The organism is Devosia sp. MC1541, assembly GCF_012847305.1.
GTDB lineage: Bacteria > Pseudomonadota > Alphaproteobacteria > Rhizobiales > Devosiaceae > Devosia.
In genome coordinates, this window is the sequence record NZ_JABBDZ010000002.1 from 160,013 (window position 1) to 172,944 (window position 12,932).

The following is a 12,932-nucleotide window of genomic DNA, read 5'->3' on the forward strand; positions in this document are numbered from 1 at the left end:
CGTCTGCAACGCGCTCAAGATATGGGTATGGCCTAGCCGGGTTCAAGAGCTAAGGAGCATCCATGCCCCATACGGTCGCCATCATTACGCCTGCCTTTCACGCCCAAAGCACGCTGGCGACGACCGCGACAAGCGTACTGAACCAAACACACGGCGACTGGGAACACTGGATCATCGCCGACGACGGCTTCGATTATCGCTCCTACATGTATGAACAGGGCCTAAACGATCCGCGCCAGCGTTTTCTCACCAGCGGCGGCATTGGCCTTGGCGCTTCGGTGACGCGCAATGTGGCACTCGAAACGATTACCGCGCCCTATGCCGCAATTTTGGATGCGGACGATCGGCTAAAGCCCACAAAACTTGAGAAAGCTGTGTCAACGCTCAAGGATTTTGCCATTGTCACCACCGCGCTTGATGTCATGGACATGAGCTTTGCCCACCTGCGCTTTGTCGGCGTTGGCGAGAACCGCGCGCTGACGCCGGGCGAACACAAATGGGTGGGCCTTTCGATGGACTCAATGGTGGTGTGGGACCGAGCCAAAGCTGATGGGCGGTTTGAGACCGGCATGAGCAATATGACCGATTTGGAGTTTTTGCTGCAGCTCTACCGGACGGCGCCACAAAGCTACCATTTGGGCGAGCCACTGCATGATTATATCAAGCGCGAAGGCTCGATGAGCAATTCCACCAATGTGACCGAAGGAATGATCCGCTCCAAGCGCGAAATCCTGAGGAGATTGGAAAGTGGCTATTATGGGCTATCGCAAAGCGATGTGGACGGCGTCGCTGCTTTCCTAACCATCTCGATAGCGGCCGAGGCCGAATTCGGCGATGCCCTCGCGGCACAGCCGGGCCTGCTCTTTGAAGATCACCTTGAGCCGCGCCTCAAGGCTTCTCAGCAAGCAGAATAGAGAGAATATCATTATGGATCTCGACCCAGTCGCTTTCGCTGATGGGGTAAAAATCCATGCCGCGCAGCAGGAGCGCGCCTTCGCTGGCAAAGAGCGCGAGGCGCGCTTTTCGACCTGACGGGGTTGAGAGGTCCAGCTTGTGCAGGAGTTGCTCGTAATACTCCAGTGCCCCTTTCCGATATTGCGGCGACCGCATGAAATTGGTCACGAGCGCAACCGAGCGCTCGTTCAGGCTCTGGCCGGCGTCGCGGCTGGCGATGGTATGGGCGCGAACGCGGTTTTCGCTTGTATCTTCCATCTCAGCCATGCGCGCGTTGGCGATCTCGTCCATTGCCGCAAAGACGCGCGTAAACATGGCGTCGATCAGACCATCCTTATTGGTGAACGCATAAAGCACCCCGCCTTTGCTGACGCCTGCTTCAGCGGCAACCGCTTCGATTGTCAGCTGCCCAGCGCCATCGCGAAACACCACGCGCTCGGCGGCATCGAGCAATGCACCACGATCAATTGTTTGTTTTCTACCCACTTTTTTCTCTTTTCAATCCGTCCGGACGGATATAAATAGCCAATCTTTGGCGGCGAAGCTAGGCCGCAATGACTCAAAATGAGGTGTACGATGCCGAAGACTCATAACAGATGGCTGGTGCTGATCGCAGTGCTGGTTGCCTTTGTGCCGATCGTCATCGACATGACCATCTTGCACATTGCTGTGCCGTCTTTGACCTTGGCACTGGGCGCGAGTGGCACCGAGATCCTCTGGATCATCGACATTTACCCCTTAATCATGGCCGGTCTTTTGGTGCCTATGGGCACTCTGGCCGACAGGGTGGGGCATAAGCGGATGTTGCTCACCGGCCTCGCCATATTTTTGGTCGCCTCGGTGATTGCCGCTTTCGCTCCCACCGCCAGCGTTTTGATCGGTGCACGACTGGTGCTCGCGATCGGGGCCTCAATGGTGATGCCCAATATTCTGGCCATTATTCGCCAGACGTTTGACGATGAGAATGAACGCGCGATGGCCTTGGGCCTCTGGGGCACGATCGGCGCGGCAGGCGCGGCTTTCGGTCCGCTGGTGGGCGGCTTCCTGCTTGAGCACTTCTGGTGGGGCTCGGTGTTTTTGATCAATGTGCCGGTAATGGCCATTGTCTGGCCGCTCGCTTATTTCGTCGTCCCGAAGCGCAAGCCGGAAGGCACGGCTGAGTGGAAATTCGGACAGGCACTGGCCCTTATTCTTGGCCTGATTGCCACCGTTTACGCTCTCAAATCTGGCTTTAAGCCCGACAGTTCAGTCATCACCAGCCTCTCCATTGCGGCCATCGGGCTGGCACTGATCGCGTGGTTTGTGCGCCAGCAATTGCGGTCGGCAACGCCCATGCTCGATATGAGCCTGCTGCAAACACCCGCTATTGTCGCGGGCGTGGTCATGGCACTGGTCGTGACCGGCGCGCTGGCTGGAGTGGAACTCACTATCGCGCAGGAATTGCAGTTTGTGGTTGGCCGTAGCCCGCTTCAAGCCGGTCTCTTCATGATGCCGCTCGTCATCGCCTCGGCGATTGGCGGACCTGTGGCCGGTTATCTGGTCAAATACGTCGGGCTAAAGTGGCTGGCACCGGCGTCGTTGTTGATTGCAGCCTTGGCGCTGAGCGTCTTGGGTGTCAGCGATTTCCACCTCCCCGGCGTAACGGTTTACCTGATGATGGCAATGCTCGGTCTGGCCCTCAGCATCGGCCTTACAGCATCCTCGATCGCCATTATGTCGAATGCGCCGGCCGACAAAGCCGGAGCGGCGGGCTCACTAGAAGGCACGGGCTATGAGCTGGGCGCAGGCTTGGGCATTTCGCTCTTTGGCGTCTTGCTCACCAATATCTACGCCACAAACCTACGTGTGCCTGAGGGTCTTGCGGCACTCGTGCCTGCCAATGCCAAGGATTCGATTGGGGAGACCATGTTGGCTGCCCAAGGCCTAGGCGATCAGGCAGGGCTTTTGGAACAGGCGGCGCGTCTGGCTTTTTCCAGTGCTCACCAAACGGTTCTCCTCAGCGCTGCAACAATCGTGGCACTCTTGGCCATTGGCGTGGGCTTCGCCCTGCGGAACTACAGCGCGCCTGAGCAGAGCGGGCACTAGGCAGTCCAGCTTTGACATATCTCTTAGCGGCACGCGCGTGCCGCTAAGCTACTGCCATAACCACATTTATGGCAGTACCATGCAAGATTCATTAAGATATGAGCTCTACCTAGTCCGCTAACGTTGGGACTTCCCTAGGCTAGGTCTATGAATCTGCACCGCTTATCTCTGTCAGCGCGTATCTATCTCGCTTTTAGCATCCTGATCGTGCTGATGGGTGGCCTTCTTGCACTGTGCTTGGTTGGCAGCCAGACATTAACCGCGGCATTTGCAGACCGTAGCCTGGTGGCGCAGCAGACCGATGAAGTTCGCACGCGATCTGAACATCTGGCGGATGCGCGCCTTGCCTTTAGCCAATACCGCGTCCGACCATCGAGCGCGACTGAGGCGCCTTTGCGCGAAGCGCTGGCGCGCTTGCCCGAAGAAGACGTGGCCGTGTTCATTGAGAACGTTGAATCCATCATCGCTCTCGATACGAACCTCATCTCCCAAAGTGAGATGGTGCGCGCGCAAAACCTGACCCTGATGGATCAGGCCGAAGAGCTGGTCAAAGGCTTGTCGCAGCTCGATGGGCTGTCCGTTGCCGTAACGGCAAACGGCGCAGCGGTGCAGCGTGGTGTTCTAATGCTGCGCATTGAAACAGAAGATCTGTTGAGCGGGGAACCGGGCGCGCTGGACCACGCCATGACCGCGCACTCCGAAACCACCAAAGCGCTCAACATGCTGCGCTACAGCATTTATGGCTCGCCTTTGGATGACCTCGCCAAAACCATTCTGGGTGAACTCAACCTAGTCCTTTCAGAACTCACCACTATGGCGGAGATCCAACAAGCCAGTGCCGAGTTTGAGCGCTCTGTCGCTGCTGCCGACGCAGCGCTGTTGCAGTCGTATAATTCCACGCTTGAACAAAGCGCCGCCGAAGAGGCGCGGATCGAACAGCAGGTTGGTGAGCAGAGCGGTCAGATCACCCTTTTGGCCTCGCTTGCAGGTGGCCTCGCGTTGATCATCGGCGTGATCTTTAGCCTACTGACGGCGCGTTGGCTGGCGAAGGAAATCGGGGCCATCGCCGAGCGGATGGACCGCCTCTCGAGCGGCGAGTTTGACCTCACGATTGACAATACGGAGCGCACCGACGCGCTTGGCAGCATCGCCCGCGCGCTCGAAGTGTTCGGGAAGAACGGCCAGACCCTGCAGGCATCGCGCCAGCGCGAGCAGGAAGAGCAACGTGAGGCGCAGCTTGCTGCGCAGCGCTGGAGCACGCTCAAGGCGGACCTCGGCTATGTTGTCGATGCGGCGCTTGATGGGGATTTCTCGGCGCGTCTCAGCAATGGTTATGGCAGCGATGATCTCGACGCCTTGGCACGCAGCGTTAACGCGCTGATGGAAACGGTGGCGCAAGGCGTGCAGACGAACGCCAATGTGCTGGCCAATCTTGCTGCTGCGCGTTTGGATCACCGCGTTGAAGGCGAGTTCCGTGGCGTCTTCCAGAAGCTGCAGAACGACACCAATGCTTTGGCAGAGTCTCTGTCTGGCACGATGGAACAGCTCTCTGACGCTTCCCAGGCCCTCCGTCGCGCCACCCGCGAGATTTTGAGCGGGACCGACAATCTGGCTGAACGCACTCATCGTCAGGCTGGCGTTTTGGAAACCACCGTGCGCGCCGTTGAACACCTGGCAAGCCAGCTGGATGAAACCGCCGAACTGGCCCATAAGGCCGCCAATAGCGCCAAGGAATCGGCCGAATTGGCCTATAATGGCAATTCGGCAATGTCGCGCCTGCTGCAGGCAATGACCGACATCCGCAGCTCCTCTGATCAGATTTCCTCGATTACGGGCATGATCGAAGACATTGCCTTCCAGACCAATCTCTTGGCGCTCAACGCTTCGGTGGAAGCTGCGCGCGCTGGCGATGCGGGCAAGGGTTTTGCTGTGGTCGCCGTAGAAGTGCGCCGTCTGGCTCAATCGGCAGCCAATGCCTCGCAGGACATTAAGGCGCTGACCTCAAAATCCTCAACCGTTGTTGCGGGCGGCACCAAGATCGCGCAGGAAGCAGCAGAAGTGCTATCGGCCATCCACACCGTGGTCGGTCGCTCAAGCTCTGAAATGGAACAGATTGCGGCCTCGGCCCAGTCCCAATCGCAGTCTATTGTTTCGATCGCACAATCCATGCGCGAAATGGATAGCGACATGCACCAGAATGCTGCGCTGGTTGAAGAATCGCACGCCTCGATCGACCAAACGCGTGCGCAGGCCGAAGCGCTCGACGAAATCGTTACTCGCTTTACACAAGGCGAACACGATAGCCAGGAGGAGGCGGCTTAAGGCCTTGCGTTTCGTGCGCAGGACGCCTATTAAGCCCCATCTCCGGATCGCCCGGCCAAAAGGCATGCCGTGGCGGTTCTTGAATGCGATGGGCCAAAATCCATCCAAGTACCTTCAAAAGGACCCGCAAAATGCCAAAGATGAAGACCAAGTCCGGTGCAAAGAAGCGTTTCAGCTTCACCGCAACCGGTAAGGTGAAGGCCGGCGTTGCCGGCAAGCGCCACCGCCTTATCAGCCACAACGCAAAGTACATCCGCACCAACCGCGGCACCAAGATCCTGTCCAAGGGCGACGAGGGTCTGGTGAAGTGGTACATGCCGTACAACCGCTAAGCTGGAAGGACACTAAAGAATGGCACGCGTAAAAAGAGGCGTCACAGCCCACGCCCGTCACAAGAAGGTCTTGAAGGCCGCCGAAGGTTACTACGGCCGCCGCAAGTCTACGATCCGTATCGCCAAGCAGGCGGTCGAAAAGGCCGGCCAGTACGCTTACCGCGACCGTCGCGTCAAGAAGCGTAACTTCCGCGCTCTGTGGATCCAGCGTATCAACGCAGCAGTGCGTGACTACGGCCTGACCTACAACCGCTTTATCGACGGCCTCAGCAAAGCTGAAGTCGCTGTCGACCGTAAGGTTCTGAGCGATCTCGCGATCACTCAGCCAGAAGCTTTTGCGGCTATCGTCGCTAAGGCCAAGGCAGCTCTGGCGTATCTCGAAACCGTGGATGCAACCACCCACGCTCGCGTTACCGCCTAATCTTCAGCTTAGCTGAGGTCAAAATTGCGCCTTGCGCCACCCGAGAGGGCTGGCGCGGGGCGTTTTGTTTTGGTCTAACCGCCACCAGTACGTTGAACGAGATTATTCATGTCCCTGCAGTCCCAGATCGAAACCCTGCGCAGTGAGATTTCCGCAGCCATTGCCGGCGCGGATACAGAAACTGCACTTGATGCCGTGCGCGTCGCAGCCCTGGGCAAGAAAGGGTCTGTTTCGGCCCTACTCGCCACTCTCGGCTCGATGGACCCCGAAGACCGCAAAGCCGCTGGCCCGGCTATCAACGGGCTCAAGAATGATGTGGCGGGCCTTATCGACGCGCGCAGCATTTCCCTCAAGAGCGCAGCGCTAGAAGCGCGCCTCAAGGCGGAGACGCTCGATGTCACCCTGCCCTTGCAGCCTGCCCCAACCGCCAAGGGCCGCATCCACCCGATTTCGCAGACCATTGACGAAATCACCGCAATTTTCTCGGACATGGGTTTTTCCGTTGCCGAAGGTCCCGATATCGAGACCGATTATTACAACTTCACCGCGCTGAACTTCCCTGAAGGCCACCCGGCGCGCGAAATGCACGACACCTTCTTCATGAAGCCCGGCCCGAACGGGGAAAAAAAGGTTCTGCGCACCCACACCTCGCCAGTGCAGGTTCGCGTCATGCAGAAGACCAATGATAAGCCATCGGCGTCCTATCTGACCCCACCACAGGACCCGCCGATCCGCGTGGTCATTCCGGGCCGCACTTATCGTAACGACAGCGACCAGACCCACACCCCGATGTTCCATCAGGTGGAAGGTCTCGTCATCGACAAGTCGAGCCATATTGGCCAGCTGCGCTGGGTGCTCGAAGAATTCCTCAAAGCCTTCTTTGAAGTGCCGAACGTCACCTTGCGCTTCCGTCCAAGCTTCTTCCCGTTCACTGAGCCGTCGATGGAAGTTGACGTGCAGTGCGACCGCTCGGGCGCCGAAGTGAAGATCGGCGAAGGCAATGATTGGCTCGAAATTCTGGGTTGCGGCATGGTTCACCCGAACGTGCTCGAACACGCTGGCCTTGATCCAAGCGTCTATCAGGGCTTTGCCTTTGGCGTCGGCATCGACCGTCTCGCTATGCTGAAATACGGCATGCCGGACCTGCGTGCGTTCTTCGACGCTGACCAGCGTTGGATTGAACACTATGGCTTCCGTCCGCTCGACCTGCCGACATTGTTCGGCGGCCTGAGCAACTGAGCCTGACCCCAGATTCCTGAAAGCAGAATAGCAAAATGAAGTTCACTCTCGACTGGCTCAAGGAACACCTCGACACCAATGCTTCGCCGGAAGATATCGGCAAGGCATTGACCATGATTGGTCTCGAGGTCGAAGGCATTGAAAGCCAGGGTAAGGCGCTCGAAAAGTTTGTGGTCGCGCATGTGGTGGAAGCCAAAGCGCACCCGAACTCGGACCACCTCAATATCTGTAAAGTTGACGCGGGCACGGGCGAGTTGATCGACGTTGTCTGTGGCGCTCCAAACTGCCGCACCGGTTTGAAGACCGTGTTTGCAGCACCGGGCACCTATATTCCGGGCAAGGATTTTGAGCTCAAGGGCGGCGTTGTCATCCGTGGCGCGCCATCTAACGGCATGCTGTGCTCGGCTGCAGAACTCGAACTGTCGGACGAGAACGACGGCATAATCGAGCTGCCCGAAGACGCGCCAATCGGCCAGAAGTACGTCGACTTCGCAGGCATCAACGGCGTTGTCTTTGACATCTCCATCACGCCAAATCGCGGCGACGCGACCGGCGTTTATGGCGTGGCGCGCGATCTGGCGGCCTTTGGTCTGGGGACATTGAAGTCCACCGACTTTTCGCCAGTCCCTTCCAAGGGTCCAAGCCCGATTGCCCCGCTCGCGCATGATTTCGCTGACGGCGCGCCAAAGGCGATCCGCAAGTTTGCTGGCCGCTACATCGCAAACGTCAAAAACGTCCCCTCGCCAGAGTGGCTACAGGCGCGTTTGCGCGCTGTTGGTCTGCGCCCGATCAACACCATTGTTGATATCACCAACCTTGTTTCGCTGGGCTGGGGTCGTCCGCTGCACGCCTATGACGCCGACAAGGTTGAGGGCACCATGGTGCTGCGCAATGCTCGTGGTGAAGAGTTCGACGCGCTCGACAACAAGATTTACACGCTCGACGAAACCATGACGGTTATCGCCGACGACAAGGGCCCGCTGTGCCTTGGTGGCATTATGGGTGGCATCCGTTCGGGTGTGACCGAAGACACCACCAATATCATCATGGAATGCGCCAGCTGGGACCCGGACCTGATTGCTCAGGGTGGTCGCAAAACCGGCATTGTTTCGGACGCGCGCTATCGCCTCGAACGCAATGTTGATCCGGCCCTGACAGAACCAGGCCTGCAGCTGGCAACCCGCCTCGTTCTCGAACTCTGCGGCGGCGACGCCATGGAGCCAGCGATTTCGGGTGAAGACGTGTTCCCGAACACGGTCGTTGAGTTCCCACTGGCCGAGGTCAAGCGCCTCACCGGCCTCAATGTTTCCGCTAGCGAGATCGAAGACATTCTCACCCGCCTTGGCTTTGGCGTTGAAGGCGAAGGCAATGTTCGCACCGTGCAGGTGCCAAGCTGGCGCCCAGACGTGACGATGAATGCCGACCTCGTGGAAGAGGTAATGCGCATGGTGGGCGTGGACAATGTTCCCGTCGAACCACTGCCGCGCCTCAACCATGTCGCCCCGCGCATTCTAACCACCATTCAGAACCGTCGCCGCATTACGCGTCGCGCTCTGGCATCGCGTGGTCTGGATGAAGCCGTCACTTGGTCATTCATTTCCAATGAATTGGCGACACGCTTTGGTGGTGGCACCGAAGACCGCCAGCTGGCCAATGCCATTGCCTCGGACATGACCGATATGCGTCCGTCCCTGCTGCCAGGCCTGCTCTCGGGTGCGCGTCGCAATGCCAACCGTGGCTTTGGCGATGTGGCGCTGTTTGAAGTGGGTCAGGTGTTCCTGTCGGGCAATCCAGACGGTCAGCATACCTATGCAACGGGCGTCCGCACTGGCACGGCGACACTCAATGGCGCTGGCCGTCATTGGTCTGGCAAGGCTACGGCAGTTTCCGTTTGGGACGCCAAGGCAGACTTGGCCGCAGTGCTCGATGCTCTTGGCGTGGATGTCGACAAGGTTCAAGTATTGCCAGAAGCTGCAAGCTGGAGCCATCCGGGTCGCGGCGGTCGCTTCGCCCTTGGTCCGAAGGTCACGCTTGGTTGGTTCGGTGAACTGCACCCTGCTCTGATTGCTGAGCTTGACCTTGAAGGTCCGGTTGTGGCGTTCGAGATTGACCTCGATGCCATTCCAGAAGCCCGCAAGAAGGCCACGAAAACCAAGCCTGCGCTGGCACTCAGCCAGTTCCAGCCTGTGTCACGCGACTTTGCTTTCGTGATGGATAAGGCCGTATCGGCTGCGACCATTCTCAAGGCTGCCAAGGGCGCGGAAAAGGTGCTGATCTCAGACGTGACCATTTTCGACGTCTTTGAAGGCACCCATGTTGGCGAAGGCAAGAAGTCGGTCGCAATTGAAGTGACCTTGCAGCCACGCGACAAGACACTGACTGATGAGGACATCGAAAAGGTGTCGGCAGCGGTCGTGGCGGCGGTTGCCAAAGCCACTGGCGGCGAATTGCGCAAGTAAGATCTATCGGGGGCGGCTCATGCTAGACCGCCCCCACCCCACCTCCCCCTTCACACGGGAGAGGAGCCTGCCGGGGCCTGCCCGGCTTTTGCATTTGGGAATGACAAAATGTCCCGCACAGACGCTATTTTGGCCCGTTTGAGCCAGCTTCACCCAAAGCTGATCGACCTCAGCCTTGATCGCATGCTGCCCCTGTTGGAGCGCCTCGGAAACCCACATGAAAAACTGCCTCCGGTCATCCATGTGGCCGGGACCAATGGCAAAGGCTCGACCATTGCCTATCTGCGCGCTTTCCTAGAAGCGGCGGGCAAGACAGTTCACGTCTACAATTCTCCGCATCTCGTCCGGTTCAATGAGCGCATCCGTCTCGCTAGCAAACTGGTTGAGACCCCAGTGCTCGATGCTGCGCTGGAAGAGATTGAGGCCGTCAATAATGGCGATCCGATCACCTTCTTTGAGGTGACAACTGTCACGGCCTTTAAGCTCTTTGCCGAAACGCCTGCCGACTATCTGCTGCTCGAAGTCGGCATGGGCGGCACCTACGACACCACCAATGTGGTCAAGAACCCATTGGGCACGATCATCGCCCCGGTCGATCTCGACCATCAAGGGTTCCTCGGCAATACGATCGGGGAGATTGCTGTCAACAAGGCGGGCATCCTCAAGCGTGGCGCCAAGGCTGTTATTGGCATTCAACAGCCTGACGCGCGCGATGTCATCGACCGCGCAGCACGCCGCTTGGGCGTTACCCCGATCTATCAGGGCGAAGAGTTTTATGGCGCTGAGCAGGACGGGCGTTTGGTCTTTGAAGACCAGGACGGGCTCCTTGATTTGCCACCGCCTGCACTGATCGGACAGCATCAGTTTGAGAACGCCGCGCTGGCCATTGCCGCCGCGCGCCATTTTGGCCTGCCGATTGATGAGGCAGCGTTTGCGCAAGGGGTCCGCAAGGTCACTTGGCCGGCGCGCATGCAGCCGCTGCGCAATGGCCACCTACGCAACCTGCTCTCCCCTAGCCATGAGCTGTGGCTGGATGGCGGGCATAATGCTCATGGTTCGCGAGCTGTAGCAAAGGCTCTCGGCGCCATGCCGAAAAAGCCGCTGGTGCTGGTACTCGGGATGATGAACACCCGCGCGCCTGAGGACGTGCTGGCGCCCTATATGCCGCTTGAGCCGGTTAAAGTGTTTACGCTCACCATTCCGGGCGAGGCCAATGCGCATTCGGGCGAAGAGATTGCCCGACGGGGCGCAGCCATTGGCGTGCCGACCGAGGCTGTCAGTGACGTGGAAACGGCGTTGCAGGCCGCTGCGGGCATTGAAAACGCCCGCGTGCTGGTGGCTGGATCGCTTTATCTGGCGGGTGACGTTTTGGATAAAAACGGCACCCTGCCAGACTGATCTACTTGTGCCTCAATATTTGGCCTGGTCGGACCCGCAGAAGGGATCGACCGGGCTCTTGCCCAAGAAGGGCTTCTTGCCCAAGAGGCAATCGAGGACCGCCTGCTGCATATCCTCGTTGGAGGCATAAGCGTTGACGTAGGTTTTAACCCGTGGCGCATCATGCAGATAGAACGGGTAGCCAAGCGACACCATCAGCACCGGCACATCGTGCCAATAGCGCTTCATCGCGCCAAAAACATTGCCCGTCAGCTCGCGCCAATTGAGGAAAATCCGCTGACGCGTCAGCAGGGTTTCTTCCGCAAGAAGATACAGCACGAGATCAAAATCCTTGATGTTGACCTGCATGTCAGGCGTATATTCGGTGATCTCAAAACCCTGCTCGCGCAAGAGATCTGGCAAGGACAGCGGCAGAGGCACCGGTGCGAAGGGTTGCACCGCCCCGGTCGAAAAGATCAAAACACGCTTATGCTTTTCAACCGTCAACGGCAAAAGGTTCGCTGTGTCTTTGACCAGCGTTGGCACTTTGTCATGCGCTGCCTTGGCGACTTCTTTGCTCGACAGACGCGCTAGAGTGAGCTGCGCGCTGATTGGCTCCAGCGGCTCACGATCAGTCTTGTGAAGGCCCAGTGCGGCCTTGAGCGCCAAGACGCGCGTCACGGCTTCATCAACACGTTCCTGGCTCAGGCGGCCATCGGCAACGGCGGCCACCAGATGCATCAAGTCGGCCGTGGGATCGTCGGAAAACAGAATCAGGTCGCAGCCAGCAATGATGGATTGCGGAATGATTTCGGAGCGCGGGCCCCAGTCACCAAAACCAGCCATAGGCGTGGCGTCCGTGACGATAAGGCCGTTAAAGCCCAGCTTTTCGCGCAGGAGCTGCTGATTGAGCAAAGAGCTCAGAACGGCTGGGCGGTATGCTTCAGAGCCTGCATCTGGGTCATTGGCGAGGACATAGGCCGGAAAAGCGATATGGGCAGACATGACGCTCATAACGCCCGCATCAATGGCGGCGCGATACAGCCGACCGAACTTGTCTTCCCATTCCTCCACGGAGAGCGGGTTTACGGTTGTGACCAGGTGCTGATCGCGGTCATCAAAGCCTTCGCCCGGCCAGTGCTTTACGGTCGCGGCGACGCCACTGGCTTGGAAGGCTGAGATTTCTGCTAGGGCGTGGCGCTCGATCAGATCAACGTCCGAGCCAAATGAGCGCGTGCTGACAATAGCGCTGCGCCAAGCGGCATTGATGTCGAGCAGCGGGGTAAAGCTCCAATTGAGCCCAACAGCATGGGCCTCCTCGGCCATGATGGTGGCAATCGCGGATGTGGTTTCAACATCGTCGATGGCCGCCAGCGCCAGCGGATTTGGCACTTCAGTGCCAAAGGGCAGGCTCATGCGGCTGCCTTCGAGATCGGCGCTGACCAGCATGGGCACAGGGCCAACGCTATTGGCGTCGTTGATCAAGCCAATCTCAGCACTGAGATTGGACGAATAGATTCGCGTGATGCCGGCGGGTTTGAAGGCGCGCAGGCTATCGAGCGCGGCCTCCGGCGCATCGCGTGACAGCAGAATGAACAGCTGCGCCAGCTTATCGCGCGGGCTTAGGCTGGTCAGCGTTTCTTGCACCCAGGCCTGCGCACCGTCTTCAAGATGGAACGGCGCGGCAGAGAGGTCGATGGCGGCCAAGGCAAATCCCCTGAAGTCTTCTTATTCTGTTTTGTC

At 58.6% G+C, this 12,932-nt stretch carries 10 protein-coding genes; 8 read left to right on the forward strand and 2 right to left on the reverse strand.

Annotated elements, in window-relative coordinates:
- Nucleotides 1–62 precede the first annotated feature (62 nt).
- The gene (locus HKD40_RS03520; protein WP_169194342.1) at nucleotides 63–914 is read left to right on the forward strand and encodes a glycosyltransferase family 2 protein; all 852 of its coding nucleotides are present in this window, start codon (nucleotides 63–65) and stop codon (nucleotides 912–914) included.
- Here the strand turns inward: HKD40_RS03520 and HKD40_RS03525 are convergent.
- Nucleotides 889–1,440, reverse strand: a complete 552-nt coding sequence (locus tag HKD40_RS03525; RefSeq protein ID WP_169194343.1) for a TetR/AcrR family transcriptional regulator — start codon at nucleotides 1,438–1,440, stop codon at nucleotides 889–891. The two genes, HKD40_RS03520 and HKD40_RS03525, sit on opposite strands and share 26 nt — an antisense overlap.
- A 90-nt stretch (nucleotides 1,441–1,530) precedes the next feature.
- Here HKD40_RS03525 and HKD40_RS03530 point away from each other — a divergent pair, with 90 nt between their 5' ends.
- The 7 genes from HKD40_RS03530 to HKD40_RS03560 all read left to right on the forward strand — a co-directional run bounded on the left by HKD40_RS03530 (nucleotide 1,531) and on the right by HKD40_RS03560 (nucleotide 11,210).
- Nucleotides 1,531–3,039: an MFS transporter gene (locus tag HKD40_RS03530; RefSeq protein ID WP_248305891.1), complete on the forward strand. Its 1,509-nt coding sequence runs from the start codon at nucleotides 1,531–1,533 to the stop codon at nucleotides 3,037–3,039.
- 147 nt (nucleotides 3,040–3,186) lie between these two features.
- Entirely contained in the window at nucleotides 3,187–5,361 is a 2,175-nt protein-coding gene (locus tag HKD40_RS03535; RefSeq protein WP_169194345.1) for a methyl-accepting chemotaxis protein, read from the forward strand.
- 131 nt (nucleotides 5,362–5,492) lie between these two features.
- Entirely contained in the window at nucleotides 5,493–5,693 is a 201-nt protein-coding gene (gene rpmI / locus HKD40_RS03540) for a 50S ribosomal protein L35 (RefSeq protein ID WP_046105910.1), read from the forward strand.
- A gap of 19 nt (nucleotides 5,694–5,712) precedes the next feature.
- Nucleotides 5,713–6,114: a 50S ribosomal protein L20 gene (gene rplT / locus HKD40_RS03545; RefSeq protein WP_169194346.1), complete on the forward strand. Its 402-nt coding sequence runs from the start codon at nucleotides 5,713–5,715 to the stop codon at nucleotides 6,112–6,114.
- A gap of 108 nt (nucleotides 6,115–6,222) precedes the next feature.
- Nucleotides 6,223–7,353, forward strand: coding sequence for a phenylalanine--tRNA ligase subunit alpha (pheS, locus tag HKD40_RS03550; RefSeq protein ID WP_169194347.1), 1,131 nt, complete (start codon nucleotides 6,223–6,225; stop codon nucleotides 7,351–7,353).
- A gap of 35 nt (nucleotides 7,354–7,388) precedes the next feature.
- The gene (gene pheT, locus HKD40_RS03555) at nucleotides 7,389–9,812 is read left to right on the forward strand and encodes a phenylalanine--tRNA ligase subunit beta (RefSeq protein WP_169194348.1); all 2,424 of its coding nucleotides are present in this window, start codon (nucleotides 7,389–7,391) and stop codon (nucleotides 9,810–9,812) included.
- Nucleotides 9,813–9,920: 108 nt separating this feature from the next.
- Complete coding sequence (locus tag HKD40_RS03560; RefSeq protein ID WP_169194349.1) at nucleotides 9,921–11,210, forward strand: folylpolyglutamate synthase/dihydrofolate synthase family protein; 1,290 nt, start codon at nucleotides 9,921–9,923, stop codon at nucleotides 11,208–11,210.
- 12 nt (nucleotides 11,211–11,222) lie between these two features.
- Here HKD40_RS03560 and HKD40_RS03565 read toward each other — a convergent pair whose 3' ends face one another.
- Nucleotides 11,223–12,896, reverse strand: coding sequence for a glycoside hydrolase family 3 N-terminal domain-containing protein (locus tag HKD40_RS03565; RefSeq protein WP_169194350.1), 1,674 nt, complete (start codon nucleotides 12,894–12,896; stop codon nucleotides 11,223–11,225).
- Nucleotides 12,897–12,932: the final 36 nt, after the last annotated feature.